Origin of the sequence: Paenarthrobacter sp. PAE-2 (genome assembly GCF_026013155.1) — a bacterium.
Taxonomy (GTDB): domain Bacteria; phylum Actinomycetota; class Actinomycetes; order Actinomycetales; family Micrococcaceae; genus Arthrobacter; species Arthrobacter ureafaciens.
The window spans coordinates 101,256-127,269 of sequence record NZ_JAPDNV010000006.1 but is presented as its reverse complement, the minus strand read 5'-3'; the positions used below and the strand labels follow the sequence as shown (position 1 = coordinate 127,269).

At 62.0% G+C, this 26,014-nt stretch carries 37 protein-coding genes; 34 read left to right on the top strand and 3 right to left on the bottom strand.

The features are described from left to right. Positions 1 to 162: 162 nt before the first annotated feature. The 28 genes from rpsJ to map all read left to right on the top strand — a co-directional run bounded on the left by rpsJ (position 163) and on the right by map (position 18,717). Positions 163 to 471: a 30S ribosomal protein S10 gene (gene rpsJ / locus OCL88_RS05550; RefSeq protein ID WP_003803825.1), complete on the top strand. Its 309-nt coding sequence runs from the start codon at positions 163 to 165 to the stop codon at positions 469 to 471. Between the two features lie 17 nt (positions 472 to 488). Continuing rightward, a complete protein-coding gene (gene rplC, locus OCL88_RS05545; protein WP_021472406.1) occupies positions 489 to 1,139 on the top strand; it encodes a 50S ribosomal protein L3 in 651 nt (216 codons plus the stop codon). A gap of 4 nt (positions 1,140 to 1,143) precedes the next feature. Continuing rightward, positions 1,144 to 1,761 carry a 50S ribosomal protein L4 gene (gene rplD, locus OCL88_RS05540; protein ID WP_264961857.1) on the top strand — a complete coding sequence of 206 codons (618 nt, stop codon included), beginning with the start codon at positions 1,144 to 1,146 and terminating at the stop codon, positions 1,759 to 1,761. Beyond that, on the top strand, positions 1,758 to 2,063 hold the full coding sequence (rplW, locus tag OCL88_RS05535; protein ID WP_021472408.1) for a 50S ribosomal protein L23: 306 nt from the start codon (positions 1,758 to 1,760) through the stop codon (positions 2,061 to 2,063). The genes rplD and rplW overlap by 4 nt, the downstream gene beginning before the upstream one ends. A 29-nt stretch (positions 2,064 to 2,092) precedes the next feature. Then, positions 2,093 to 2,932 (top strand): 50S ribosomal protein L2, encoded by an 840-nt coding sequence (rplB, locus tag OCL88_RS05530; RefSeq protein WP_021472409.1) that lies wholly within the window; start codon positions 2,093 to 2,095, stop codon positions 2,930 to 2,932. 12 nt (positions 2,933 to 2,944) lie between these two features. Further along, positions 2,945 to 3,226 carry a 30S ribosomal protein S19 gene (gene rpsS, locus OCL88_RS05525; protein WP_003803803.1) on the top strand — a complete coding sequence of 94 codons (282 nt, stop codon included), beginning with the start codon at positions 2,945 to 2,947 and terminating at the stop codon, positions 3,224 to 3,226. Between the two features lie 38 nt (positions 3,227 to 3,264). Next, positions 3,265 to 3,630, top strand: a complete 366-nt coding sequence (rplV, locus tag OCL88_RS05520) for a 50S ribosomal protein L22 (RefSeq protein WP_021472410.1) — start codon at positions 3,265 to 3,267, stop codon at positions 3,628 to 3,630. Beyond that, the gene (gene rpsC, locus OCL88_RS05515) at positions 3,631 to 4,452 is read left to right on the top strand and encodes a 30S ribosomal protein S3 (RefSeq protein ID WP_021472411.1); all 822 of its coding nucleotides are present in this window, start codon (positions 3,631 to 3,633) and stop codon (positions 4,450 to 4,452) included. Next, positions 4,453 to 4,869, top strand: a complete 417-nt coding sequence (gene rplP, locus OCL88_RS05510; protein WP_021472412.1) for a 50S ribosomal protein L16 — start codon at positions 4,453 to 4,455, stop codon at positions 4,867 to 4,869. It abuts the gene before it with no gap. A gap of 2 nt (positions 4,870 to 4,871) precedes the next feature. Next, the gene (gene rpmC / locus OCL88_RS05505; protein WP_021472413.1) at positions 4,872 to 5,192 is read left to right on the top strand and encodes a 50S ribosomal protein L29; all 321 of its coding nucleotides are present in this window, start codon (positions 4,872 to 4,874) and stop codon (positions 5,190 to 5,192) included. Beyond that, positions 5,189 to 5,488, top strand: a complete 300-nt coding sequence (gene rpsQ, locus OCL88_RS05500; RefSeq protein WP_021472414.1) for a 30S ribosomal protein S17 — start codon at positions 5,189 to 5,191, stop codon at positions 5,486 to 5,488. Before rpmC ends, rpsQ begins: the two co-directional genes overlap by 4 nt. Positions 5,489 to 5,841: 353 nt before the next feature. Next, on the top strand, positions 5,842 to 6,210 hold the full coding sequence (rplN, locus tag OCL88_RS05495; protein ID WP_003803789.1) for a 50S ribosomal protein L14: 369 nt from the start codon (positions 5,842 to 5,844) through the stop codon (positions 6,208 to 6,210). Positions 6,211 to 6,213: 3 nt separating this feature from the next. Beyond that, the gene (rplX, locus tag OCL88_RS05490; RefSeq protein WP_021472415.1) at positions 6,214 to 6,573 is read left to right on the top strand and encodes a 50S ribosomal protein L24; all 360 of its coding nucleotides are present in this window, start codon (positions 6,214 to 6,216) and stop codon (positions 6,571 to 6,573) included. Further along, positions 6,573 to 7,148 (top strand): 50S ribosomal protein L5, encoded by a 576-nt coding sequence (gene rplE / locus OCL88_RS05485; RefSeq protein ID WP_021472416.1) that lies wholly within the window; start codon positions 6,573 to 6,575, stop codon positions 7,146 to 7,148. The genes rplX and rplE overlap by 1 nt, the downstream gene beginning before the upstream one ends. Before the next feature lie 78 nt (positions 7,149 to 7,226). Then, entirely contained in the window at positions 7,227 to 7,625 is a 399-nt protein-coding gene (rpsH, locus tag OCL88_RS05480) for a 30S ribosomal protein S8 (protein ID WP_062097496.1), read from the top strand. Positions 7,626 to 7,643: 18 nt separating this feature from the next. Beyond that, positions 7,644 to 8,180 carry a 50S ribosomal protein L6 gene (rplF, locus tag OCL88_RS05475; protein ID WP_021472418.1) on the top strand — a complete coding sequence of 179 codons (537 nt, stop codon included), beginning with the start codon at positions 7,644 to 7,646 and terminating at the stop codon, positions 8,178 to 8,180. A gap of 3 nt (positions 8,181 to 8,183) precedes the next feature. Continuing rightward, positions 8,184 to 8,567: a 50S ribosomal protein L18 gene (rplR, locus tag OCL88_RS05470; protein ID WP_021472419.1), complete on the top strand. Its 384-nt coding sequence runs from the start codon at positions 8,184 to 8,186 to the stop codon at positions 8,565 to 8,567. Between the two features lie 29 nt (positions 8,568 to 8,596). Beyond that, positions 8,597 to 9,268, top strand: a complete 672-nt coding sequence (gene rpsE / locus OCL88_RS05465; RefSeq protein ID WP_170828566.1) for a 30S ribosomal protein S5 — start codon at positions 8,597 to 8,599, stop codon at positions 9,266 to 9,268. A gap of 2 nt (positions 9,269 to 9,270) precedes the next feature. Next, entirely contained in the window at positions 9,271 to 9,477 is a 207-nt protein-coding gene (rpmD, locus tag OCL88_RS05460; RefSeq protein WP_003803757.1) for a 50S ribosomal protein L30, read from the top strand. Continuing rightward, on the top strand, positions 9,477 to 9,947 hold the full coding sequence (gene rplO, locus OCL88_RS05455) for a 50S ribosomal protein L15 (RefSeq protein WP_021472421.1): 471 nt from the start codon (positions 9,477 to 9,479) through the stop codon (positions 9,945 to 9,947). Before rpmD ends, rplO begins: the two co-directional genes overlap by 1 nt. Positions 9,948 to 10,135: 188 nt before the next feature. Next, on the top strand, positions 10,136 to 11,446 hold the full coding sequence (secY, locus tag OCL88_RS05450; protein ID WP_031216558.1) for a preprotein translocase subunit SecY: 1,311 nt from the start codon (positions 10,136 to 10,138) through the stop codon (positions 11,444 to 11,446). Positions 11,447 to 11,451: 5 nt separating this feature from the next. Beyond that, on the top strand, positions 11,452 to 12,021 hold the full coding sequence (locus OCL88_RS05445; protein WP_193593686.1) for an adenylate kinase: 570 nt from the start codon (positions 11,452 to 11,454) through the stop codon (positions 12,019 to 12,021). Between the two features lie 112 nt (positions 12,022 to 12,133). Next, complete coding sequence (locus OCL88_RS05440; protein ID WP_264961856.1) at positions 12,134 to 13,189, top strand: 3-oxoacyl-ACP synthase III family protein; 1,056 nt, start codon at positions 12,134 to 12,136, stop codon at positions 13,187 to 13,189. Continuing rightward, positions 13,186 to 13,989, top strand: a complete 804-nt coding sequence (locus tag OCL88_RS05435; RefSeq protein WP_193593139.1) for a glycosyltransferase — start codon at positions 13,186 to 13,188, stop codon at positions 13,987 to 13,989. Before OCL88_RS05440 ends, OCL88_RS05435 begins: the two co-directional genes overlap by 4 nt. A gap of 2 nt (positions 13,990 to 13,991) precedes the next feature. Beyond that, a complete protein-coding gene (locus OCL88_RS05430; RefSeq protein ID WP_166183591.1) occupies positions 13,992 to 15,173 on the top strand; it encodes a cytochrome P450 in 1,182 nt (393 codons plus the stop codon). Next, a complete protein-coding gene (locus tag OCL88_RS05425) occupies positions 15,163 to 16,950 on the top strand; it encodes a class I adenylate-forming enzyme family protein (protein ID WP_264961855.1) in 1,788 nt (595 codons plus the stop codon). The genes OCL88_RS05430 and OCL88_RS05425 overlap by 11 nt, the downstream gene beginning before the upstream one ends. Continuing rightward, the gene (locus OCL88_RS05420) at positions 16,947 to 17,858 is read left to right on the top strand and encodes an NAD-dependent epimerase/dehydratase family protein (RefSeq protein ID WP_264961854.1); all 912 of its coding nucleotides are present in this window, start codon (positions 16,947 to 16,949) and stop codon (positions 17,856 to 17,858) included. The genes OCL88_RS05425 and OCL88_RS05420 overlap by 4 nt, the downstream gene beginning before the upstream one ends. A 31-nt stretch (positions 17,859 to 17,889) precedes the next feature. After that, positions 17,890 to 18,717 (top strand): type I methionyl aminopeptidase, encoded by an 828-nt coding sequence (map, locus tag OCL88_RS05415; RefSeq protein WP_264961853.1) that lies wholly within the window; start codon positions 17,890 to 17,892, stop codon positions 18,715 to 18,717. A gap of 102 nt (positions 18,718 to 18,819) precedes the next feature. Here map and OCL88_RS05410 read toward each other — a convergent pair whose 3' ends face one another. The 3 genes from OCL88_RS05410 to OCL88_RS05400 all read right to left on the bottom strand — a co-directional run bounded on the left by OCL88_RS05410 (position 18,820) and on the right by OCL88_RS05400 (position 22,063). Next, positions 18,820 to 20,166 carry an ABC transporter substrate-binding protein gene (locus OCL88_RS05410; protein WP_069695776.1) on the bottom strand — a complete coding sequence of 449 codons (1,347 nt, stop codon included), beginning with the start codon at positions 20,164 to 20,166 and terminating at the stop codon, positions 18,820 to 18,822. 53 nt (positions 20,167 to 20,219) lie between these two features. Next, on the bottom strand, positions 20,220 to 21,095 hold the full coding sequence (locus tag OCL88_RS05405) for a carbohydrate ABC transporter permease (RefSeq protein ID WP_264961888.1): 876 nt from the start codon (positions 21,093 to 21,095) through the stop codon (positions 20,220 to 20,222). 65 nt (positions 21,096 to 21,160) lie between these two features. Continuing rightward, positions 21,161 to 22,063, bottom strand: coding sequence for a carbohydrate ABC transporter permease (locus OCL88_RS05400; protein WP_264961852.1), 903 nt, complete (start codon positions 22,061 to 22,063; stop codon positions 21,161 to 21,163). Positions 22,064 to 22,287: 224 nt separating this feature from the next. Between OCL88_RS05400 and OCL88_RS05395 the strand changes: the two genes are divergently transcribed. The 6 genes from OCL88_RS05395 to OCL88_RS05370 all read left to right on the top strand — a co-directional run bounded on the left by OCL88_RS05395 (position 22,288) and on the right by OCL88_RS05370 (position 25,994). Continuing rightward, the gene (locus OCL88_RS05395; RefSeq protein ID WP_264961851.1) at positions 22,288 to 23,220 is read left to right on the top strand and encodes a P1 family peptidase; all 933 of its coding nucleotides are present in this window, start codon (positions 22,288 to 22,290) and stop codon (positions 23,218 to 23,220) included. Between the two features lie 195 nt (positions 23,221 to 23,415). Further along, positions 23,416 to 23,637 carry a translation initiation factor IF-1 gene (gene infA, locus OCL88_RS05390; protein WP_011775571.1) on the top strand — a complete coding sequence of 74 codons (222 nt, stop codon included), beginning with the start codon at positions 23,416 to 23,418 and terminating at the stop codon, positions 23,635 to 23,637. A gap of 70 nt (positions 23,638 to 23,707) precedes the next feature. Then, positions 23,708 to 23,821, top strand: coding sequence for a 50S ribosomal protein L36 (gene rpmJ / locus OCL88_RS05385; protein WP_011775570.1), 114 nt, complete (start codon positions 23,708 to 23,710; stop codon positions 23,819 to 23,821). 194 nt (positions 23,822 to 24,015) lie between these two features. Continuing rightward, positions 24,016 to 24,393: a 30S ribosomal protein S13 gene (gene rpsM, locus OCL88_RS05380; RefSeq protein ID WP_021472434.1), complete on the top strand. Its 378-nt coding sequence runs from the start codon at positions 24,016 to 24,018 to the stop codon at positions 24,391 to 24,393. A gap of 51 nt (positions 24,394 to 24,444) precedes the next feature. Beyond that, positions 24,445 to 24,846: a 30S ribosomal protein S11 gene (gene rpsK, locus OCL88_RS05375; protein ID WP_021472435.1), complete on the top strand. Its 402-nt coding sequence runs from the start codon at positions 24,445 to 24,447 to the stop codon at positions 24,844 to 24,846. A gap of 137 nt (positions 24,847 to 24,983) precedes the next feature. Beyond that, the gene (locus OCL88_RS05370) at positions 24,984 to 25,994 is read left to right on the top strand and encodes a DNA-directed RNA polymerase subunit alpha (protein WP_021472436.1); all 1,011 of its coding nucleotides are present in this window, start codon (positions 24,984 to 24,986) and stop codon (positions 25,992 to 25,994) included. Positions 25,995 to 26,014 lie beyond the last annotated feature (20 nt).

Below are 26,014 nucleotides of genomic sequence, written 5' to 3'. Positions count from 1 at the left end.
CGGGGGTCGGTGCGCCGGCAGGTTGAGGAACCCGGAGTTTCCGGATTCAGCTTGTGCGGCGTGTGGTGGTACAACCTCAAACGCTTCGGCGGCCACATCAACAGGTAAGTAAACAGAGCAGCCCTAACTAGAGCAGCACTAGCTGAAAGAGAGTCAGGCGACATGGCGGGACAAAAAATCCGCATCCGGCTGAAGTCATATGACCACGAGGTCATTGATGTTTCAGCGCGGAAGATCGTTGAGACGGTCACGCGCGCAGGCGCAACGGTAGTCGGCCCGGTGCCGCTGCCGACGGAGAAGAACGTTTACTGCGTTATTCGCTCTCCGCACAAGTACAAGGACAGCCGTGAGCACTTCGAAATGCGTACTCACAAGCGTCTGATCGACATCATCGACCCCACGCCGAAGGCCGTTGACTCGCTTATGCGTCTCGACCTGCCTGCAGACGTGAACATCGAAATCAAGCTCTAGGGAGGTGCTGAGAGACTATGACCGCAACCCGTAACGTGAAGGGCCTGCTGGGCACGAAGCTCGGCATGACCCAGGTCTGGGACGAGAACAACAAGCTCATCCCGGTAACTGTTGTCCAGGCTGACTCCAACGTCATCACCCAGCTGCGCAACGCAGAGGCCGATGGCTACGTCGCCGTACAGATCGGCTACGGCCAGATCGACCCCCGCAAGGTCACCAAGCCGCTGGCTGGTCACTTTGAGAAGGCCGGCGTAACTCCTCGCCGCCACGTCGTCGAACTGCGTACCGCAGACGCCGCATCCTACGAGCTGGGCCAGGAGCTCTCTGTTGAGATCTTCGAAGCCGGCCAAAAGATCGACGTCGTCGGCACCTCCAAGGGTAAGGGCTTTGCCGGTGTTATGAAGCGTCACGGCTTCTCCGGTGTCGGCGCTTCCCACGGTGCCCACAAGAACCACCGTAAGCCTGGCTCCATCGGTGGCGCATCCACCCCGAGCCGCGTCTTCAAGGGTCTGAAAATGGCCGGCCGCATGGGCGCCGTACGTCACACCACCCTGAACCTCACCGTTCACGCTGTTGACGTCGAGAAGTCGCTGCTCCTTATCAAGGGTGCCGTCCCCGGTGCCCGCGGCCAGGTCGTACTCGTACGTTCCGCCGTGAAGGGAGCCTAGTTAAATGACTAGCACTGTCAAGGTAGACCTGCCTGCAGAGATCTTCGACGTCCAGACCAACGTGCCCCTGCTGCACCAGGTCGTCGTCGCACAGCTCGCTGCTGCGCGCCAGGGTACCCACAAGACCAAGACCCGCGCCGAGGTTTCCGGTGCAGGTCGCAAGCCGTTCAAGCAGAAGGGCACCGGCCGCGCCCGTCAGGGTTCCATCCGTGCTCCCCACATGACCGGCGGTGGCATCGTCCACGGTCCGACCCCGCGCGACTACAGCCAGCGCACCCCCAAGAAGATGAAGGCTGCTGCTCTCCGTGGCGCCCTCTCTGACCGCGCCCGCAACGGCCGTATCCACGTTATTGAAGCCCTGGTTGCCGGCACCAAGCCGTCCGCCAAGGAAGCACTGGCGTCGCTGCGTGCAGTCTCCGAGCGCAAGAACCTGCTCGTCGTAATCGACCGCGCCGAAGACGTTGCTGCACTGTCCGTGCGCAACCTCGCAGATGTTCACGTTCTGTACGCAGACCAGCTGAACACCTACGACGTGCTCATCTCCGACGACGTGGTCTTCACCAAGGCTGCTTTCGACGCGTTCGTCGCTGACAAGGCAAAGAACGAGGAGGCCTCCAAGTGAGCGTAACCACCATCAAGGACCCGCGCGACGTCGTGCTTGCACCCGTCGTTTCGGAAAAGAGCTACGGTCTGATCGACGAAGGCAAGTACACCTTCCTGGTGGACCCCCGCTCGAACAAGACCGAGATCAAGCTGGCCGTGGAGAAGATCTTCTCCGTCAAGGTCGAATCGATCAACACCATCAACCGTGCCGGTAAGCGCAAGCGCACCAAATTCGGCTGGGGACAGCGCAAGAGCACCAAGCGTGCCATTGTCACCCTCAAAGAAGGCACAATCGACATCTTCGGCGGTCCGCTCGCGTAGCGGAGACCACTTTAACGAGGAAATAAATTATGGGAATCCGTAAATACAAGCCGACTACCCCGGGCCGTCGTGGCTCGAGCGTAGCCGACTTTGCTGAAATCACGCGGTCGACTCCGGAAAAGTCGTTGCTGCGTCCGCTGCACAAGACAGGCGGCCGTAACAACACCGGTAAGATCACCACCCGACACAAGGGTGGCGGACACAAGCGCCAGTACCGTCTGATCGACTTCCGTCGTCACGACAAGGACGGCATCAACGCCCGCGTTGCCGAAATTGAGTACGATCCGAACCGCACGGCTCGCATCGCCCTCCTGCACTATGTTGATGGCACCAAGCGTTACATCATCGCTCCGAACAAGCTGTCCCAGGGTGACTTCGTCGAGGCTGGCCCCGACGCTGACATCAAGCCGGGCAACAACCTGCCGCTGCGCAACATCCCCGTCGGTACCGTGATCCACGCAGTTGAACTGCGTCCGGGTGGCGGCGCCAAGATGGCCCGCTCCGCAGGTGCTTCGGTCCAGCTCGTCGCCAAGGAAGGCCGCTTCGCCCAGCTGCGTCTGCCCTCCGGTGAAATCCGCAACGTTGACGTGCGCTGCCGCGCAACCGTCGGCGAGGTTGGCAACGCCGAGCAGTCGAACATCAACTGGGGCAAGGCCGGCCGTATGCGCTGGAAGGGCGTTCGCCCGACCGTCCGTGGTGTAGCCATGAACCCGGTTGACCACCCGCACGGTGGTGGTGAAGGTAAGACTTCCGGTGGTCGCCACCCGGTCAACCCGAACGGCAAGCCCGAGGGCCGTACCCGCCGCCCGAACAAAGAGAGCGACAAGCTTATTGTTCGTCGCCGCCGTACTGGCAAGAACAAGCGATAGGAGCCTGGACACATGCCACGCAGCCTGAAAAAAGGTCCTTTCGTTGACCAGCACCTCTTTGTGAAGGTCGCACGGGAAAACGAAAAGGGCACCAAGAACGTCATCAAGACCTGGTCCCGTCGTTCGATGATCATCCCCGACATGCTCGGGCACACGATCGCCGTACACGACGGCCGCAAGCACATCCCGGTGTTTGTCACTGAGTCGATGGTCGGGCACAAGCTCGGCGAATTCGCTCCTACGCGGACTTTCCGCGGCCATGTTAAGGACGACCGTAAGGGCAAGCGCCGCTAGGCGCCTGACCTTACGTCTTAGACGAGAGAAGGAAAGCAATGGAAGCCAAGGCAATTGCGCGTCACATCCGCGTAACGCCTATGAAGGCCCGGCGCGTCGTCAACCTTGTTCGTGGCAAGCAAGCGAATGAGGCTCTGGCAATTCTGAAGTTTGCCCCCCAGGCAGCTTCGGAGCCGGTATTCAAGGTACTTCAGTCGGCAATGGCCAACGCCCGCGTTCTCGCGGACCGCGATGGCGTTGCATTCGACGACAGCGACCTCTTCATCAGCGAAGCATTCGTTGATGAGGGCCCGACCATGAAGCGGTTCCAGCCGCGTGCCCAGGGCCGCGCCTACCGCATCAAGAAGCGGACCAGCCACATCACCGTGGTCGTCGCAACCCCGGAGAAAGAGGAGGCTCGCTAAGTGGGACAGAAAGTAAACCCGCACGGGTTCCGACTCGGCATCACCACCGACCACGTTTCGCACTGGTTTGCTGACAGCAACAAGCCGGGACAGCGCTACAAGGACTTCGTCCGCGAGGACATCAAGATCCGTCAGCTCATGTCCACCGGCATGGAGCGCGCCGGCATCGCCAAGGTCGAGATCGAGCGCACCCGTGACCGCGTCCGCGTGGACATCCACACGGCACGTCCGGGCATCGTCATCGGCCGCCGCGGCGCTGAAGCAGACCGCATCCGCGGCGAGCTCGAGAAGCTCACCGGCAAGCAGGTCCAGCTGAACATCCTCGAGGTCAAGAACCCCGAGATCGAAGCACAGCTTGTTGCCCAGGGCATCGCTGAGCAGCTGACTTCCCGCGTGGCATTCCGCCGTGCAATGAAGAAGGCCATGCAGTCCGCACAGCGCGCAGGTGCCAAGGGCATCCGTGTTGCTTGCTCGGGCCGTCTGGGCGGCGCAGAAATGTCCCGCTCGGAGTTCTACCGCGAAGGCCGTGTGCCCCTGCACACCCTCCGCGCGAACATCGACTACGGCTTCTACGAAGCCAAGACCACCTTCGGCCGCATTGGCGTGAAGGTTTGGATCTACAAGGGTGACGTCACCGCCAAGGAACTGGCTCAGCAGGCAGCTGCTGCTCCGTCCCGCGGCCGTGGAGGAGACCGTCCGGGCCGCCCGGGTGGCGACCGCCGTCGTCGTAACGACCGTCCGGCAGCCGAGGCAGCACCTGCTGCCGTTGAAGCACCGGCCGCTGAAGCTGCTGCTCCTGCAGCAGAAGGAGGACAGGCTTAAATGCTTATCCCACGTCGAGTCAAGCACCGTAAGCAGCACCACCCGGGTCGTTCCGGCGCTGCTACGGGCGGCACCAAGGTCACTTTCGGTGAGTACGGCATCCAGGCCCTGAGCCCGGCATACGTCACCAACCGTCAGATCGAGTCCGCTCGTATCGCGATGACCCGCCACATCAAGCGTGGCGGCAAGGTCTGGATCAACATCTACCCGGACCGTCCGCTGACGAAGAAGCCTGCTGAAACCCGTATGGGTTCCGGTAAGGGTTCTCCGGAATGGTGGGTCGCAAACGTCAAGCCGGGCCGGGTTCTGTTCGAACTCTCCGGTGTCAATGAAGAGGTAGCTCGCGAGGCCCTGCGCCTGGCAATCCACAAGCTGCCGTTGAAGGCACGCATTGTGCGTCGCGAAGGTGGTGAATAGAAATGGCAGTAGGGTCGAAGGATCTCGCACCCGCACAGCTGGACGGTTTCGACAACGAGCGTCTCGTTGAAGAACTCCGCAAGTCCAAGGAAGAGCTGTTCAACCTGCGTTTCCAGTCCGCCACCGGCCAGCTGGAGAACCACGGTCGTCTGCGCGCGGTAAAGAAGGACATCGCACGCATCTACACCGTTCTCCGTGAGCGCGAGCTGGGCATTCGTGCCGAGGTTGCCGCACCGGTTGTGGAAGCCAAGGAAGAAAAGAAGTCCAAGAAGGCTGCCAAGGCTGAAACGGCCGAGGTTGAAGCTGGAGAGGATGCCAAGTGAGCGAGAAGGAAAACGTGACGGAAGCAGCAGCCAGCGCTGAGCAGCAGCGCGGTTACCGTAAGACGCGTCGCGGCTACGTAGTCTCCGACAAGATGGAAAAGACCATCGTTGTTGAGGTTGAAGACCGCGTGAAGCACGCTCTTTACGGCAAGGTTATTCGCCGCACCTCGAAGATCAAGGCTCACGACGAGCAGAACACCGCCGGCATCGGCGACCTCGTTCTGATCGCCGAGACCCGCCCGCTGTCCGCTACCAAGCGGTTCCGCCTGGTGGAGATCCTCGAGAAGGCCAAGTAAATCCGACGCCGGACAACGTCCGGTTGGGCTTACTGAAAGGGCCCGCGTTCCGTTTGGAGCGCGGGCCCTTCCGCTGTTCCGGCCAGTTATGGTATGGCCGCTGAACGTGCTAAGATTTTGAGTTTGTATGGCGCCATTTGCGTGTCATCAACCACCTCGTAAACAATCGTGCCGCTGCATACTGCCCCGCGCAGAGTTTTCTGCAAGGGAAGCTGATGCTCGTGGCACGGGCGTTTAGGCCTGTTCTGGCAAAATCCAGGCAGGTCCAGAGACACCCCGATCAACCGTTCCGCAAGGCTCATTCCGTATGCATGTTTTCGGTCTGAGAACCGGCGCGACGCAAGGAGTAAAAATTGATTCAGCAGGAGTCGCGACTGAAGGTCGCCGACAACACGGGTGCTAAGGAAATCCTTACCATTCGCGTTCTCGGTGGATCCGGCCGTCGCTACGCAGGCATCGGCGACGTCATCGTCGCAACCGTCAAGGACGCTATCCCTGGCGGCAACGTAAAGAAGGGTGACGTCGTCAAGGCTGTCATCGTTCGTACCAAGAAGGAACGCCGCCGTGCGGATGGTTCCTACATCAAGTTTGATGAGAACGCAGCTGTGATCCTGAAGAACGACGGTGACCCCCGCGGCACCCGTATCTTCGGCCCGGTTGGTCGTGAACTTCGCGACAAGAAGTTCATGAAGATCGTTTCGCTGGCCCCGGAGGTGCTCTAGTCCATGGCTAAGATCAAGAAGGGTGACCTCGTTCAGGTCATCACCGGCGCCAAGCAGGAACGTGGCGGCGACCGCGGCAAGCAGGGCAAGGTCCTGCGCGTATTCCCTGACACCAACCGCGTGCTGGTAGAAGGAATCAACCGCGTCACCAAGCACACCAAGGTCGGACAGTCGCAGCGCGGCACCAAGACCGGTGGCATCGAGGTTGTTGAAGCCCCGATCCACATTTCAAACGTCGCTCTGGTAGACCCGACCACCAAGAAGCCGACCCGCGTTGGTTTCCGTCTCGACACCGTTGAGAAGGACGGCCGTACCAAGACCGTTCGTATCCGCGTGTCCAAGGCCACCGGGAAGGACATCTAATGAGCGAGACCACTGTCGCAACCAAGATCGTTCCTCGTCTGAAGACGAAGTACGCAGAGACCATCAAGAAGTCCCTGCAGGACGAGTTCAACTACGCGAACGTCAACCAGGTTCCCCGTCTGGTGAAGGTCGTTGTGAACATGGGTGTTGGAGATGCCGCCAAGGACTCCAAGCTGATCGACGGCGCTGTCCGCGACCTCACCCTCATCACCGGCCAGAAGCCGCAGGTAACCAAGGCCCGCAAGTCGATCGCACAGTTCAAGCTGCGCGAAGGCATGCCGATCGGTGCACACGCAACCCTGCGTGGCGACCGCATGTGGGAATTCGTGGACCGTCTGGTATCGCTGGCTCTGCCGCGTATCCGTGACTTCCGCGGCCTCAACGGCAAGCAGTTCGATGGCAACGGCAACTACACCTTCGGTCTGACCGAGCAGGTTATGTTCCACGAAATCGACCAGGACTCCATTGACCGCGTTCGCGGTATGGACATCACGGTCGTCACCACCGCCAAGACCGACGACGAAGGCCGCGCGCTGCTCAAGGCGCTTGGTTTCCCGTTCAAGACTGAAAACTAACTACGTATCAGGTCCGGCCGCGCCGACCCGCAAGGGCAGCGCAGCGGAAACCGTTACGAGGAAGGGCTATAGCCCACAATGACTATGACAGATCCTGTCGCAGACATGCTTACGCGTCTGCGCAATGCAAACTCGGCATACCACGACACCGTGTCCATGCCGTACAGCAAGCTGAAGGCACGCGTTGCCGACATCCTGAAGGCAGAAGGCTTCATCGCTGACTGGAAGGAAGAGGACGCAGAGGTTGGCAAGAAGCTGACCATCAGCCTGAAGTTCGGACCGAACCGCGAGCGTTCGATCGCCGGTGTCCGCCGCATCTCCAAGCCGGGTCTCCGCGTTTACGCGAAGTCCACCAACCTGCCTCACGTGCTGGGTGGCCTGGGTATCGCAATCCTGTCCACCTCTTCCGGCCTCCTGACTGACAAGCAGGCCGGCAAGAAGGGCGTGGGCGGCGAAGTCCTCGCGTACGTCTGGTAACGGGAAAGGAAGAGAATAATGTCACGTATTGGACGTCTCCCCATCACCGTTCCTGCCGGCGTTGAGGTCAAGCTCGATGGCTCCGTCATCAGCGTCAAGGGTGCCAAGGGCGAGCTGAGCCACACTGTTGCCAGCCCGATCGAGGTTTCCCTCGAAGAGAACACTCTCACGGTCACCCGCCCGAACGACGAGCGCAACTCGCGTTCGCTGCACGGCCTGACCCGCACCCTGATCGCCAACATGATCCAGGGCGTTACCGAGGGCTACGAGAAGAAGCTTGAAATCGTTGGTACCGGTTACCGCGTTCAGGCCAAGGGTTCTGACCTGGAGTTCGCTCTGGGCTACAGCCACCCTGTAAACGTCTCGGCACCTGAGGGCATCACCTTCGCTGTGGAGGGCCCCACCAAGCTCTCTGTTTCGGGTATCAACAAGCAGCAGGTGGGCGAGGTTGCTGCCAACATTCGCAAGCTGCGCAAGCCTGACCCCTACAAGGGCAAGGGTGTCCGTTACGCCGGCGAAGTCATCCGCCGCAAGGTCGGAAAGGCTGGTAAGTAAACCATGGCCATCGCAATTAACAAGAAGCGTTCGAACAAGAGCAAGTCTGCTGCACGCAGCCGTCGCCAGCTTCGTATCCGCAAGCGCATCGCCGGTACGGCCGTACGTCCTCGTCTGGTCGTCAACCGTTCGGCACGTCACGTATTCGTTCAGGTTGTCGATGACAGCAAGGGCGTAACCGTGGCTTCGGCTTCCACCCTGGAAGCTGACCTGCGTGCACTCGAAGGCGACAAGACTGCCAAGGCCAAGCGCGTTGGCGAGCTCGTTGCAGAGCGCGCAAAGGCTGCAGGCATCGAAGCTGTTGTCTTCGACCGTGGCGGTAACAAGTACCACGGCCGCATCGCCGCCGTCGCTGACGGTGCTCGCGAAGGTGGGCTGGCACTGTGACCGCTGAAAACAACGAAAAGGACATTCAGGTGACTGAAGCTGTAGCTGCTGAAGCAACTGAGACCGCACCCGCTACCGATGACCGCCGCGGCGGACGTCGTGGTGAGCGCGGCGAGCGTGGCCAGGGCCGCGGCGACCGTGGTGGCCGTGGTGGCCGCGACGGCGGTCGCGACGCTGAGAAGAGCCAGTTCGTAGAGCGCGTTGTAACCATCAACCGCGTTGCCAAGGTCGTCAAGGGTGGTCGTCGCTTCAGCTTCACCGCTCTCGTCGTCGTCGGTGACGGTAACGGCATGGTTGGCGTCGGCTACGGCAAGGCCAAGGAAGTTCCCGCTGCTATCGCCAAGGGCGTTGAAGAGGCCAAGAAGTCCTTCTTCCGCGTTCCCCGCGTTGGCAACACCATCCCGCACCGCGTGCAGGGTGAGGCTGCTGCAGGCGTTGTCCTGCTGCGTCCGGCTTCCGCCGGTACCGGTGTTATCGCCGGTGGTCCGGTCCGTGCGGTACTGGAGTGCGTGGGTATCCACGACATCCTCTCCAAGTCGCTCGGTTCCTCCAACGCGATCAACATCGTTCACGCGACCGTTGACGCCCTGAAGCAGCTCGAAGAGCCCGCTTCCGTGGCTGCCCGCCGTGGCCTGCCGCTGGACGAGGTTGCTCCGGTTGCCCTGGTGCGTGCGCTCCAGAACCAGAAGGCAGGTGTCTAGTCATGGCTAAGAACCTGACTCCTTCCGACGCCAAGTTGGAAATCACCCAGATCAAGGGCGTCATTGGCGCCAAGCAGAACCAGCGCGACACCCTTCGGTCCCTCGGCCTCAAGCGCATCGGACACACCGTTGTCCGTACCGCTGACGCCGTGACCGTTGGCATGCTCAACACGGTTCCGCACCTCGTGAATGTAGAGGAGGCGAAGTAATGGCCGAGAACGAGACCGCTGAAAAGCAGAACGCTCTGAAGGTCCACCACCTGCGTCCTGCCCCCGGTGCCAAGACTTCCAAGACCCGTGTTGGTCGTGGTGAAGGCTCCAAGGGTAAGACCGCCGGTCGCGGTACCAAGGGTACGAAGGCCCGCTACCAGGTAAAGGCTGGCTTTGCCGGCGGCCAGCTGCCGCTGCACATGCGCCTGCCGAAGCTGCGCGGCTTCAAGAACCCGTTCCGGGTTGAGTTCCAGGTTGTCAACCTGGAGAAGCTCAACGAGCTGTTCCCGGAAGGTGGCGCTGTCACCGTTGAGTCCCTGGTTGAGAAGGGTGCCGTTCGTAAGAACCAGCCCGTGAAGGTGCTGGGCACCGGCGACATCACCGTCAAGGTTGACGTCACCGCCCACGCTTTCTCTTCCAGCGCTGCTGACAAGATCGCTGCAGCAGGCGGAAGCACCACGGTTCTCTAAGACCCCGTGGGGCTCTTGCCCGCAGTAAGAAAGAATCCCGGTACGCGGGGCCTGAGGCCCTGTGTACCGGGATTTTTTTGTTGGTTGTGGACTCTCGATTATTCTGACGGCGTCCGTAGCAGCTAGACTCGATTGTTGGGTTTCCTTAACCCCATCTACATCCTTGTACCTTTACCTCAGGAGGACGCTTGCTAAGCGCATTCGGCCGGGCGTTTCGGACGCCCGATTTGCGACGCAAGTTGTTGTTCACGCTGGGAATCATCACAATCTTCCGCTTGGGAGCTTTCATCCCCTCGCCTGGTGTGAACTACCAGAATGTCCAGCAATGCTTAGACACCGGTGACACCTCGCAGGGCATCTACCAGCTGGTGAACCTGTTCAGCGGCGGTGCCTTGCTGCAGGTTTCCATCTTTGCGCTCGGTATCATGCCGTACATTACGGCGAGCATCATCGTTCAGCTGCTTCGGGTGGTCATTCCCCGGTTCCAGCAGTTGTACGAGGAAGGTTCCTCCGGCCAATCGAAACTGACGCAGTACACCCGGTACCTCACCATCGCGCTGGGTCTGCTCAATGCCACCACCCTGGTATCCCTGGCCCGTTCCGGCCAGTTGCTGCCCGGCTGCAACCTGCCGATCATTCCTGATGAGAGCATCATCACCACGATCCTCATCATCATCACGTTGACCGCAGGCACCGGACTCATCATGTGGATGGGCGAGCTCGTGACGGAGAAGGGCGTGGGCAACGGCATGTCGCTGCTCATCTTCACCTCGATCGCTGCTGGCTTCCCGCAGTCGCTGGGTGCCATCTGGACCGCGCAGGGCCCGGGAACCTTCTTCATCGTCCTTGCCATCGGCCTGGTCACGGTGGCGCTAGTGGTGTTCGTCGAACAGTCCCAGAGGCGCGTCCCGGTGCAATACGCCAAGCGCATGATTGGCCGCCGCACTGTTGGCGGAACCAGCACCTACATTCCCATCAAGGTGAACATGGCCGGCGTCGTGCCCGTCATCTTCGCGTCCTCCATGCTGTACCTGCCTGGCCTGATTGCACAGTTCAACCAGCCGCAGGCGGGAGAGCAGATGGCCCCCTGGGTTGAGTGGATCAACAACAACCTCACCAAGGGCGACCACCCCATCTACATGGCTCTCTACTTCGCCATGATCGTGTTTTTCACCTACTTCTACGTGGCCATCACCTTCAACCCTGAAGAAGTGTCGGACAACATGAAGAAGTACGGGGGATTCATTCCGGGCATCCGGGCGGGTAAACCGACCGCGGATTACCTGCAGTACGTGCTTTCCAGGATTACTTTGCCGGGAGCTCTTTACTTGGGCTTCGTGGCACTCATTCCGCTGGTTGCACTCGTCCTGATCAACGCCAACCAGAACTTCCCGTTCGGTGGCACGTCAATCCTGATCATGGTGGGTGTGGGCTTGGAAACCGTGAAGCAGATTGATGCGCAGCTACAACAACGTCACTATGAAGGGCTTTTGCGATGACGAGAATGCTGATCATTGGACCTCCGGGTTCGGGCAAGGGTACGCAGGCTGAACGGATTTCCGCGCGCCTCGGCGTAGTCGCCATCTCCACGGGCGACATCTTCCGTGCCAACGTCAAGGGAGAGACCCCCCTTGGCCTGGAGGCCAAGAAGTACATGGACGCCGGTGACTTCGTACCGGACAGCGTCACCAACAAGATGGTTCGGGACCGCCTGGGCGAGAGCGACGTCGAGAACGGCTTCCTCCTGGACGGCTACCCCCGCACCACGGCACAGGTGGACTACCTGGACAACATTCTCGCCGAGACCCAGCAGGAGCTCGACGTCGTGCTCCAGCTGACTGCCGACGACGAGGAACTGGTCAGCCGCCTCCTCGGCCGCGCCAAGGAGACCGGCCGGTCTGACGACAATGAAGCCGTCATCCGCCACCGCCTCGACCTCTACCACGAGCAGACTGAGGCCGTCGTGGCCAAGTACGCCGAGCGCGGCATCCTGACCCAGGTTGACGGCATAGGTGGAATCGACGAGGTCACTGACCGTGTCCTGACCGCCATTGAAGCTGCCAAGGCTGTCTAGCACTTTCTCCACATAGCCGGTGTTCCGGCTCATGTGCCAAGGGGTGTGTCCCGTACGATGAGTGCGGGACACACCCTTTTTCCTTTTCATGGCCGTCTTTGGGGGGAAGCGCATGCACACAGTCATGTCCGGCAGGAGCCGGATTGCAGGTCTGGAAGTCTATGTGCCTCCTGCACGTCTGGACACGGATGCCGTAGAGCAGCGCATCGTCGAATCGAGCCCGGGCTTCCGGATTCCCAAGGGTTTGATATCCCGCGTCACAGGCATCCGGTCCCGTAGCGTGATGGCCGAGTCGGAGCAGGCGTCAGATCTTGCCGTCAACGCAGCAGCCAAGGTCCTGGCCAGTTGCGGGCTCCAGGCCCCGGATGTCGACCTTCTGGTTTTTGCCTCCGCGAGCCAGGACATGGTGGAGCCCGCAACAGCCCATATTGCCGCCGCAAAGCTGGGACTCAGTTGCCCGGTGATGGACGTCAAGAACGCCTGCAACAGTTTCCTGAACGGACTGGAAGTGGCCGATTCCCTGATTGCCTCCCGCCGTTACGGTCGGGTTCTGGTGGTGACGGGGGAGTCGCCCTCGCGGGCGGTCCGGTGGTCTGTTCCTGATTTCGCGACTTTCGCGTCCAGCTTCCCCGGTTACACCATGAGCGACGGCGGCGCGGCTGTCCTGCTCGAAGCTTCCGAAGGCGCTACTGCTGACAGTGAGCCTTCAAGCCCGGCGGCCGAGGGCATTCTTGGCATGGCATTCACTGCAAAGAGCATCCACTGGCCGGTAGGGACCTTGGCCGCCGGTGGATCTGCGTTTCCCCGTGCTCCTGAAGCCAGCTATTTCACCATGGACGGGGAGAAGCTGAAGGACGCCTTCCTGGACTTGGGCTCCGATGTCCTGGGAGAGACCTTGGAGGCCCTCAAGCTGAACTGGCAAGACTTCGCGGTGGTCTGTGTCCACCAAGTCAGCGCGCCCTACCGGGAGATCTTTGCAGAGCGTGCGGGAGTGCCGCGCGACCTGTTGGTCCCGGCAGTGGAAGAGTTCGGCAACTTGGCCTCCGTTAGTCTTCCGTTGCAGTTGAAGCTCGCCCTGGATGGTGGACGATGTGGTCCGGGAGACCTGGTTGCCCTGGTAGGCCTGGCCGGCGGCGTCAGCCTGGGCATCGCGGTGGTGCGGCTATGAACCACTCGTCAGCAGGAGCCGGAGCAGGGTTGCACAGCGATTCCGCTACCAGGCCGCTGTGCATCGCAGTGCCGATGCTCAACGAAGAGAAGCTTGTCCGCCAGGCCTTGGATTCGCTCGCTGCGCAGGACTATCAGGACTTCACGGTGGTTGTGGTGGATAACGGATCCACCGACGCCAGCTGCGCCATCGTGGAAGCCTTCGCCAGTGAGCACCCTGTCATGGACATCAGGCTGATCCATGAAACGGAGAAGGGCACAGGCGCAGCTGCCGATACGGGTATGCGGTTCGGAGTCGAACACGGTGCCACATGGTTGGCCCGCACGGACGCGGATTGCCTTGCTGCCAAGGATTGGACGGCCCGGATCATGGCGGCCTTCCACGATGGCTTGGAACTGATTGCCGGGCAGCTGATTCCCCGGCAGGACGAAGGCATCACTGCACGGGATCGTCGTTTGATGCTGGTGGCCGTCGAGGTTGCCTCTTTCTTCGGAAAGATCAGGCCCGGCAACAAGGGAGAGGGCTATTTGGGCCCCTACCAAATGCTTCCGGGCTGCAACATGGCTATCACCGCGGATATGTATCACCGCTCCGGGGGATTCCCGCGGACCAGGATCGAGGACCTCCACGAGGACCGGGCACTGTCCAACCGCGTCCGGAAGTTGACACGCAACTACGGGCTGCGGAGGGACGTCGTGGTCTACGGGTCCTCCCGGCGGGTCAAAGCGTGGGGCTTGAAAAACACGCTGGCTTGGTACGCGGACCACCGTTACCGTCCCGAACACGTGGACATTCGGTAGCCATGTCAGTTGCAGCCGCTGAGCGCTGGGAACGGCGCGTCCACCTCGGAGCGCATCCCTTGCTGTACCCGACCATCCGATCGCTGGGCGCCGTGAAACCGGTGATGAGGATCCCGGGGCTGGGTGTCCTGGTCAGCGAAGCACGGTTGGTGCGTGATGTGCTGTTGGACGGTGAACGCTTCGTAAAGAACGGGCCCTCTGCCTCCGGAGGGCTTTGGACACCGGTCGTCGGCCCGAAGGCACTGGTCAACATGGACGGTGCAGAGCATCGCGAGCTAAGGCGGAAGCTCGCTGACTTGTTCACTCCGGCCTCGGTGGCGGAAATCGTCCAACCGGCATCCGTTGCGTTGAAGGCCCGCGTTGAGCATGACCTGGACGGGCCGGGACGGGTGGACCTGGTGGACTGCGTCAAGGAACTGGCGGGCGGCGTCATCTCACGGTTGCTGGGCGTTCCGGAACATGCTCCGGGCAGACTGCCGAATAAGGAACTCTTCGATTTAGGGTCCTCCATCTCATCCTTGGTTCGTTTAGGTCGCCCAACCCTGACGCCGGAGCAGGCTGCCAAGGGGAGGGCCGCCGTCGAGGTTCTCGCAGGACCTGCCCGAAGCGCCTATTGCGACGGAGACCCTGCAACCTTCCCGGGTCGGCTCCGCGGGCTGGGCATGAGCGAAGACGAAGCGATGGGCATCATCAGTGCCTTCGTGATGGTGGGAACGGAAACGCTCGTGTCATTCGTGCCCCGGCTGGTGGCGTTGCTTGCTGACACCGGGCGCGTTGAGGAACTGGTTGCGGACAGGTCGGGGATGGGGGCAGCCGTGAACGAGTCGTTAAGGTTCACGGTGCCGTCGCCCATGATGCTGCGAAACGCCGTTGCCCCCGGGAACATCGGAGGAACGGTTGTGCGCACCGGGGACCGGATCCTGTTGTCCACCATCCATGCTGCCAAGAGCCTGGGTGGTTTCAACCCGGGGGAACCCGTCCCGACGCAAGCGCGCCAGTTGTGGTTCGGGGCAGGACCACATTTCTGCATCGGCATGCCGCTGGCCATGGCGGAGATCACTGCAACCTTGGAGGTTCTCCTGGACAGATTTGCGCAGAGGCCGTGGGTCATCGCCTCCCGGGCCGTCAGCACGCGTGTGCTGATTCCGGGCTACCGGAAGCTGGAGCTCGCCAATGCCCTCTGAAATCACCGGCGGGCGGGACAGCCCTGACCTCATTGCCGCCGTCTACGCGGCGGCTGAACGTGTCCCGGACAATCCCGCCATCACAGCTCCGGGCAGGACCACGCATCGGCCCGGCGGCAAGGTGTCAGTGAGGCCCGGTCCGACCATCACCTACAGGCAGCTGATGGAAGGCATCGAAGCAACGTCGGTGCGCCTGCAGGCCGACGGCTTTGGCAAGGGTGAAAGGATGCTCTTCTCGGTCAGGCCGAGTCCGGCCGCGTTCATCCTCGCGTTGGGTGCCGTCCGGGCGGGAGGGTCGGTGGTGTTCATTGACCCCGGCATCGGTCCTTCGTTGTTCCGGGACAGGGCGGAGCTGGCCGCGCCGGGTTGGGCGGCTGCCGAATCGCTTCTCTACGCAGTGAGTACCAGGAGCCCCCTCCGCCCCCTGGCGCGTCGGCGTGGCCTGCTCCTGCCCGATTACGGCGCGATGGACGTCCGCCACTACTATTCGGGACCTTGGATGCCGGGGGTGCCCCGGGGAGCTACCCCGGTGAAGACGCTGAGACGTCCCCTGACTACTGGCACCACCACTACTGGCACCACCAAGGGACAGCCCAGGCACCATCCCGCCCAGGAAGCGGTGATCATCTTCACCTCCGGAACCACGGGAGCACCGAAGGGTGTTGTCCATACCCGCGGTTCCTTGGCTGCCGGTTTCCAGCAGTTGAGCACCAAATGCACTTTCAGCGACGGGGACCGTATCCATTCGGAGCAGCTCATGATGGGCCTGCCGGCCCTGATCGCCGGGGCTCACTGGACCATGCCCTCGTACGGCTTTTCGGCGCACATCGACCCCCTTCGGTTGGCCGGCGAACTTGGGCCGGTCGCCGGGAAAAGGTCAACGTACGACGGCGCCACTCACCTTTTCCTGGTGCCGTCGCAGCTGGCGCCCATCCTCGACGGGATTGAGCGTGGGGAGGTCACGCTTCCGAAGACCTTGGGAACTGTGATGTTGGGAGCGGCCCCCGTTCTGGCACCTTTCCTGGAGCGGGCCATGCGGGTCTTGCCCGATGTGGACTTCAAGCTCATTTACGGAATGACTGAGCTTCTGCCCATAGCAATAGCGGACGGCAGGGAGAAGCTTGCGTTCGCCTCGGGAGCTGACGCCGGGCACCTCACCAAGGATGGCCGTGGTGAGGGCGACTTCCTCGGGGAACCGCTGCCCGCCGTCGAAATCCGCCTCGGTGAGGACCACGAACTGTTCGCCCGCGGTCCCAACATGTGCCACGGCTACTTGGGCCAGGACCCAATGATCGAACACGCGACGGGAGACTTGGTGAGGCTCGACTACGGGGCGGGGGCACGGGGCGCGTCCACCAGCTCGGGGGCACGGGGCGCGTCCACCAGCTCCGGGGCGCGGCCACGGCTGGTGATGATCGGACGCAAGAAGGACATGATCATCCGGGGCAAGACCAACATCTACCCCGCTCTGTATGAACCCGTCATCGCCGGCGTGGCGGGTGTCGCTGAAGCGGCGATGGTAGGTGTTCCGGACGGCATCGGTGACGAGTCGGTGTGGCTGGCGGTTGTGCCGCGGGCCGGTCAGTCGGCGGCGGCTCTGAAGGCCCGGCTCGGGCAGGAGCTACCGCGACTCATCGACGAATCGGCACTCCCGGACCGCATCGAAGTCCTGGACAATATGCCGGTCAGCGGGCGGCACCGGAAGCCGGATCGTGAAGCGCTCAGGCAGCAGTTCGGAGCGGTTACAGACGCAGCGGCTCTGGTGGGCCCGGCATGAAGATCGCCGTCACGGGTGCCACGGGTTTCGTCGGGGGAGCGATCGCCCGGGCCGCTGAAGCCAAGGGATGGGATGTTGTAAGGTTCGGGCGTCGCCGGGACCCGGGCTACGCATACTGGGACCTCGCGGACCGTCCGCCAGCGCGCCTGCCGGAGGTTGACGCCGTCGTGCATGCCGGTGCCCACGTCGCGGACTGGGGCGACCCCCGGATCTTTCACCGGGTCAATGTCCTGGGGACGCGGGCCCTCAGCGAGGCCTATGCGCGGACGCGCTTGGTCCATATCTCAAGTTCCAGCGTCTACCCCTGGTGGGAGTCCTGCGTGAACCGCGTTGAGGAAGAAGTCGCGTCCAAGCACCTGAACGCCTATGGGCGCAGCAAGGCGCTGGCCGACATCGAAGCACGCAAGCACGGCAACGCCTTGTCGCTCCGGCCACACGGAGTCTATGGCCAAGGCGATCGGACGCTGTTGCCACGGCTCATCGGCAACATCCGGCGCGGACGGCTCCTCAGCGTCGGGCGTCCCACCGTGAGGCATCAGCTGACGCATATCGACAATTTGACTACAGCCGCGCTCGCAGCCTGCGGGTCCGAACTCCGCGGTGCCGTAAATGTGGCCGATGCGGAGCCTGTGGAGCTCGGTTCAGTGCTGCGTGAGGTCCTTGACGTGACGGGCCACCCGCACACGGGCATTCGGTATATTCCGGAGGCCGTGGCGATGGCCGTGGCCGGCTTTTCCGAAGCTGCTGCCATGGCAACGGGGACTCCGCCGCGGCTGACCCGCTATGCCGTGAGCCAACTCGGGCGGGAGCGGACCTATTGCTTGGACAGGCTTCGCGAGGGGCTTGGGGTCGAACCAATTTCGACCACGCTCTCGGATGCGCGAAAATGGTTGGAGCACGGGGCCTGATCGGCGCTCGTGGGAACATCCAGAGGAGAACATGGCGTTCGGTCAGCCCCGCATTGAATACAAGTCCAACCAGCAGATGCGCAAGATGCACGAGGCAGGACTGGTCCTTAGCCGTGCCCTTGACGCAGCGGTTGCAGCAGCCAAGGCAGGTGTCACCACCAAGGACCTCGATGACGTCTTTGCTGCCGTCCTCAGCGATGCCGGCGCCAAGTCCAACTTCCTCGGATACCACGGCTTCCCGGCAACCATCTGCACCTCGGTCAACGAGGAAGTCGTCCACGGAATCCCCGGAAGCAGGGTCCTGGAAGACGGGGACATCATCTCGATCGACGGCGGCTGCATCGTGGACGGGTGGCACTCGGACTCGGCCCGCACCGTGATCGTTGGAACCGCTGACCCCGAGGACCAGCGGCTTTCCGATGTCACCGAGGCCGCCATGTGGCACGGCATCGCCGGTCTGGCCAAGGGCAAGTTCGTGGGAGACATCGGCAATGCGATCGATGACTACGTGTCCTCAGTGCCGGGCAAGCCCCTCGGGATCCTTGAGGATTACGTCGGCCACGGGATTGGTTCCGAGATGCACATGGCCCCGGATGTCCTGAACTACCGCACCAGCCACCGTGGCCCTAAGATCCGGCCCGGTCTGTGCCTGGCCATCGAACCGATGCTGGTGCGCGGAGGCATCGAAACGGCGACCCTGGATGACGACTGGACCGTAGTCACCACCGACGGCAAGCGCTCGTGCCAGTGGGAGCACTCCGTTGCCGTCCATGAAAAGGGCATTTGGGTCCTGTCCTCACCGGACGGCGGGGCAGCCAACCTTGCGCCGCTCGGCGTCGTGCCGGTACCCATCCCCTGACCGTCCCTGGTGGTGTCAACCGGCCTGGCGTTGCCATAACAAAGAGTCAAAAGGAAGTGCGGGGCTGCCCATGCAGCCCCGCACTTCCTTTTCCCAAGGGTTTCAGCCCTTCAACTTGGGCTTGACGTCCTTGGTGTAGATGCCCTCGAGCGTCTTCTTCAACTCGGTCATCGTTGCTTTGACGTCACCCTGCTGGGTGAGGATCTTGGCTGCCGCCTTGGCCATTTCCTGGTCGGCGCCGGGAAGGAACACCCGGGCGTTGTCCTGGACACGGGTGACAGCGAGCTGGTCCATGGCCGTTTTGATCTGCGGCGTGGCGGCCAGTACAGCTGACATGTCGGCGGACAGTCGCGTGGGCATGTAACCCGTTGCGGCCGAGAAAGCGGCCGTGTTTTCCGGCTCCGTCATGAACTTGAGGAACGTCGCGGCGGCGAGCTGCTCCTCTTTGCTGATACCGCTTGGAATGCCCAACCCGGCGCCACCGGTAGGGCAGACTCCGGTGGTTGCCTCGGGACCGCCCGGCAGGAAGCCGACTCCCACGTTGAACTTCGCTGCTTTCAGGACGCCCAGCAGGGAGCCCGTGGAGGAAATGGTTGCCGAGGTGATGCCGGCGGCGAAGTCGTCCGCGGCCTCCTTGGAGGAAACGCCTGCCCAACCGTCCTTGTAGATCGAGTCCTGGGCCCACTGCAGAGCGGCAACCGACTTGTCTGAATCGCACGTGATCTCCCAGTCCTTGGACCAGTTGCCGCCCCAGCCCCAGAGGTTGTTCTGCAAGGTCCAGCCCGCGTAGCCGGCCAGCGCGGGATAAATGTAGGCGTACTGCGCGCCGGAGGAGGCTTTCAGTTTGGGAGCCCACTCGGCGAATTCCTGCCACGTTGCCGGAGCCCGGTCGGGAAGGCCTGCGGCCTTGAAGTGGTCTTTGTTGTAGTAGAAAAGCGGGGTGGAGCGGCCGTATGGCAGGGCCCACTGCTGGTTGTCGTACTTGTAGTCGTCAACCAGGGACTTCTGGAAGTCGTCGAGCTGGATGTCCAGGTGCTTCACCAGATTGTCGATCGGGATGATGCTGCCGTTGGAGAAGTAGCGGAACCACCACACATCGGAGAGGACAACCAAGCCGGGAAGTCCGGTCTTGGCGGCTTGGGAAGTCTGGAACTTCTGCGCAATTTCCTCATAGTTGGCGCCTGCGGTCACCAGGTTCACCTTGATGTCGGGGAACTTTGCCTGGAACTTGCTGATGATGGCCTTTTCTACGTCCTGGGACTTGCCCGGGTGGTTGGTCCAGAAATCGAACGAGGCGGCCGGCTTGACGTTGGTGAAGTCGACGGCAGCAGATTCGACGGCGGTCCCCGGACCCGCGGTGGATGGCCCGCCGCAGGCAGTTAATGCCGCGGCCCCGGCACCCAGGCCTGCGAGGCCAAGGAAATGCCGACGGTCAAGATTGGTGCGCATGGTGCTTCCTCTCACTTACTTCCTACGATGCGAATTGGTGTGGCTGGAGAATGTCAGCCTGTGACGCTGCCTTGGGTGAGGCCAGCGACGATGTAGCGCTGCAGTGCGGCGAAAACCAGCAGGATGGGGACGATCACCAGAACGGCGCCCGCCATGAGGATTCCCCAGCCGGCCCCGTTTCCTTCGGAGTTTTGGAGCAGGGTGAGGCCTACCGGCAGCGTCATGGTTTCCGGTCGATCGGTGATGATGAGCGGCCAGATGTAGTCATTCCATTCACTGACCACGGTCACCAGGGCAACGGTGGCCACGGAGGGCAGGGAGACCGGAACGATGATTTGCCACAGCCGCCGCCAATGTCCGGCGCCGTCGATTTCTGCGGCTTCAAGGATGGACGGCGGAAGGGTCAGGAAGTGCTGGCGGAGAAGGAACGTGCCGAACGCTGTTCCCAGGCCCGGAAGGATGATGCCCCACAGGGTGTTCTTTCCGCCCATGCCTGCGACCAGGATGTAGTTGGGCAGGATGGACACTTGGGCAGGCACCATGAGGGCCACCAGGATCAGCACGAAGATCACGTTCTTGAACGGAAACCGGACGAACACCAGGGCGTAGGCAGTCAGGATGGCAAGGACCACCTTGATGGTGGAGCCGACGGTGGTAACGACCAAGCTGTTGGCGAAGAACTGCGCGAACGGGACCGTGGTCATCGCCGTGGCGTAGTTCTCCAGATTCAAGGAGTCCGGAAGGATCTTCAGGTCGGTTGTGACGATCTCGCCGGGTTGCTTGAAGGAGCTGAGCACCATCCACAACAGGGGCAGGAACACCACCAACGTGGTGAGGACCAGCGGGACGTAGCCGGCGGCCAGCGTTTGGATTAGGTTCGTCCTGGACAACGGCCGGGGCACGGGTTGCGGCTCGCGGGGCTGGGACATGTGGGGTTCCGGCTCGTTGTGCTGCGGTTCGTTGGAAAGCACGACGGCGGCGGGAGACTGGGCGCTCATGAGTAGTGGACCTTTCGCTCAACAAAGCGCAGTTGGAGGACCGTAATGACCAGCAGGATGGCGAAGAGCGCCACGGAGATTGCTGCCGAATAGCCAGCCCGGTTATAGGCACCGAACGCCTGGAGGTAGGCCTCGTAAATCAAGGTGCTGGTCCCGTTTCCGAGTGGTGTCATGATGCGGATCAGGTCGAAGGCCTGCAGGGAACTGAGCATGGTGGTGATCAGCAGGAAGAATGTGGTGGGGGACAGCAGCGGAACCGAGATGTTGAAGAACCGGCGCACGTTGTTGGCGCCGTCCAGTGCAGCGGCTTCCATGACGTCCCGTGGCAGGGACTGCAGTCCGGCGAGGTAGACCACGGCGCAGTAGCCCAGGTTCTTCCAGACGTAGACGATCATGACCATCACCAAGGACAACTGCGGATCGTTCATCCACTGCGGGCTCTGCTGCCCCAGGCCGCGGAGGATCCAGGCCAGGACGCCGTAGCCGGGGTCGAAGATGAAAAGCCATACCAATCCGACGCCGACGCCGGAGAGCACGTACGGTGCGAAGACCACTGACCGGGCAAACGTAGTGCCCCTGACTTTGGAATTCAGTGCCAGGGCGACAAGCAGCCCCAGGACCATGGAGCCGCCCACGGTGACGACCGTGAAGACCGCCGTGGTGCCCAGGACCTTCGGAGCGTCCTCGCCGGTGAAGAACGTGACGTAGTTCTGCAGGCCCACCACAGTGGCCGAGGCCGAACCGAGCGTCCAGTCCAGCGTGGAGTAGTAGATGTTGTTGATGAGCGGCCAGTAGGTGAAGGTGGCGATCAGGGCCAGGTTCGGCAGTGCCATGGCAAGGAACACGACGAAATCCTTGCGGCTGCGGCCGGACCACTTGTTTACGAGTCGGGTAGTCATGGATCACTTACGTTGTGAGGCGGGTTTTTGGTGCCGGGCCCGGACCGGGGCGGCGGAGACAGCCCTAGCTCACCACAGCGAATAGCGCCCGGTGAGCCAAACGGGGACATTCAAGCGATAGTTGGCTAACTTTTACGGGCCTGTTTACGGATAGTTCCCGCAGTGTTCTTACGTGAGGTTGGGCTACCAGTTGGAGCGCGGCGGTGCGGGTGGAGAATGGAGCCATGGGTCAGATAACCGACGTTCCCGGCATCCGGGTGGGGCAGGTACAAAAGATCGACGACGGGTGGCTGACCGGCGTGACTGTGGTTCTTCCGCCTCCGGGAACCGTGGGTTCGGTGGACGTGCGTGGTGGTGGACCCGGCACGCACGAGACTGACGCCTTGGATCCCACCACACTGGTGCCCACCGTGGATGCCGTGGTCCTCACCGGTGGGAGCGCATTCGGGCTGGTGTCGGCGCATGGGGCGCAGCGTTGGTGCGAGGAACAAGGGAGGGGATTCTCCGTCCCGGGCACCGTGGTGCCAATCGTTCCCGCTGCGGCGATCTTCGACCTCGGGCGCGGCGGTGACGTGCATGCCCGGCCCGACGCGGACATGGGCTACCAGGCCGCTGCCGCAGCTTTCGCCTCAGGCGACCATGCCGCCGTCGGGCGTGGAAACGTTGGCGCCGGTACCGGAGCCGTAGTTGCCCGCGGACAGTACAAAGGCGGCGTGGGGACGGCGTCGATCACGCTGGATGGGGGAGTCGTGGTTGGTGCCTTGGCCGTGGTCAATGCTTTGGGTGCGCCGGTGGGGGCAGGTCCCGTTGCGCAGGGCCACCCGGGCGGGCTGAACACCACGCTCGCCGTCATCGCCACGAACGCGGTCCTGGACGTCGCCGAGTGCAAGCGGACAGCCAACAGCGGACATGCCGGGCTCGCGCGCGCCGTGGACCCCTCCCACACCCTCGCCGACGGCGACACTGTGTTCGCGCTGGCGACCGGCGCCGTCGGGCTTGACCGCAGCACCGAACAGGCGCGGCAGGTATCGCTGATCACGCTGCAAAGCGCGGCGGCGGAAGCTGTCCGGCTGGCAGTCCTTGATGGCGTCCTTGCGGCCGAAGGTATCACGACGGCGGCCGGGACCTTCCCCGCGTACCGCGCCGCCGGGGAGTGACGCGCCGGAGTTGTTGCGCTACGATGGCGGATTTAACTTTCCCGTCTTTGTGGCGTAAAGTTGTCTGTTGGTTGTCTGTACAGCCACGCCCTTTTTGGTGTGGTGGTTCCAAGAAGACCAAAGCAAACAAAAAACGTCCGCTGGATCGCCGGTGCCTAACCGGAGGACTGCGGCAAACAACAGTTAGCGGAGGATATGGCCAAGAAGGACGGGGTCATTGAGATCGAGGGCGTTGTGACTGAGGCACTGCCCAACGCGATGTTTCGTGTTGAGCTCACCAACAAGCACGTCGTTCTCGCACACATCTCTGGGAAGATGCGTCAGCACTACATTCGAATCCTCCCCGAGGACCGCGTAGTGGTGGAGCTGAGCCCATACGACCTCACACGTGGTCGTATCGTCTACCGCTACAAGTAAATTGCTGGGCGACTGAGGCTATGCCTGGGCCGCTCCAGCAGATCAACTGCAAAACACGCAAAGGAACGCCATGAAGGTCAAGCCGAGCGTCAAGCAGATCTGCGACAAGTGCAAAGTGATCCGCCGTAACGGCCGGGTCATGGTGATCTGCGAGAACCCGCGCCACAAGCAGCGCCAGGGCTAATTCCCCGCAAGGGAATCAGCGCCCGCGAGGGCAAACCTGGGTTGCTACCCACGCAAGTAAATAAAGGCAGCACAAGCTGAGCCAGGACGCTTTACAGAGCCCGGACAGCGTACCCCCGGTCGGAGGCTGGGGCCGCACTGACAGTGCGGGTGTACTGCCTACGACCTCCGGTTTATTCAAGGAGTACCGCCACTATGGCTCGTCTCGCTGGCGTAGACATTCCCCGCGAAAAGCGGTTGGAAATTGCGCTTACTTACATCTACGGCGTGGGCAAGACCCGTGCACACGAAACCCTGGCTGCCACCGGCATCAGCCCTGACGTCCGCGTCAAGGACCTGACCGACGCCGAGCTGGTCCAGCTGCGTGACTACATTGAAGGCAACTACAAGGTTGAGGGTGACCTTCGCCGCGAGGTAGCCGCTGACATCCGCCGCAAGGTTGAGATCGGCAGCTACGAAGGCCTGCGCCACCGCAAGGGCCTGCCCGTACGCGGTCAGCGTACGAAGACCAACGCTCGTACCCGCAAGGGCCCGAAGCGCACCGTCGCCGGCAAGAAGAAGGCCGGACGTTAATCCCTCGGGATTGACCTGGTTTTCCCCCGATAACTTTCTGTAGGAGAAATAATGCCCCCGAAGACTCGTGGAGCGGTTCGTAAGCCGCGTCGCAAGGATAAGAAGAATATTGCGCTTGGACAGGCGCACATCAAGAGCACCTTCAACAACACCATCGTGTCCATCACGGACCCGACCGGTGCTGTGATCTCCTGGGCTTCCGCCGGTGAGGTTGGATTCAAGGGCTCCCGTAAGTCCACCCCGTTCGCCGCCCAGATGGCTGCTGAAGCTGCTGCAAAGCGCGCTCAGGAGCACGGTCTGCGCAAGGTTGACGTTTTCGTCAAGGGCCCGGGTTCGGGACGCGAAACCGCAATCCGTTCGCTTCAGGCTGCTGGCCTCGAGGTTGGCTCCATCCAGGACGTCACCCCCAGCGCCCACAACGGTTGCCGCCCGCCGAAGCGCCGCCGCGTCTAATTAGGTTGCACCTGCCTGACGGCCGGGCCTGCTTGTGAATCCACAAGCATGGTCCGGCTGGTCAGGCTGGAAACCGAAGCCGATTTCCACCACCTGTGTTGCGTCATATAGCGGATGCTCGCCGAAAGGAAACCTAAGTGCTCATTGCACAGCGCCCCACCCTGTCTGAAGAAGTTGTAGCCGAGAACCGCTCCCGTTTCATTATTGAACCGCTGGAGCCGGGCTTCGGTTACACCCTCGGAAACTCCCTCCGCCGTACCCTGCTCTCCTCCATCCCCGGTGCTGCTGTAACCAGCATCCGGATCGATGGCGTGCTGCACGAGTTCACCACGGTTCCGGGTGTCAAGGAAGATGTCACCGAGATCATCCTGAACATCAAGAACCTTTCGGTTTCCTCCGAGCACGATGAGCCGGTTGTTGCGTACCTGCGCAAGCAGGGCCCCGGAGTCGTCACCGCCGCGGACATCGCTCCGCCGGCCGGCGTCGAATTCCACAACCCGGATCTGCACATTGCCACTCTGAACTCGAAGGGCAAGTTCGAACTCGAACTGACCATCGAGCGCGGCCGTGGCTACGTTTCGGCAGCTCAGAACAAGTCCGGCGACTCCGAGATCGGCCGTATCCCGGTCGACTCGATCTACTCGCCTGTCTTGAAGGTAACTTTCCGCGTGGAAGCTACCCGTGTTGAGCAGCGCACCGACTTCGACAAGCTCATTGTCGACGTCGAGACCAAGCAGGCTATCGCTCCGCGTGACGCTGTTGCTTCTGCAGGCACCACCCTGGTGGAACTGTTCGGTCTGGCCCGTGAGCTGAACACCGCAGCTGAAGGTATCGAGATTGGCCCGTCGCCGACTGACGCTGCCCTGGCAGCTGATATGGCTCTGCCGATCGAGGATCTGGACCTCACGGTCCGTTCCTACAACTGCCTCAAGCGTGAGGGCATCCACACCGTGGGTGAACTCGTTGCCCGCTCCGAGGCTGACCTGATGGACATTCGTAACTTCGGTGCGAAGTCCATTGACGAGGTCAAGGCAAAGCTCGTCGAACTGGGTCTGTCCCTCAAGGATTCCCCTCCCGGTTTCGATCTCGCAGCCCGCGCCGCAGCCATCGAAGAGGACGACGCCGCGTTCAGCGACGACGAGCTCTAAAAAGCAGATCTTGGTCGACG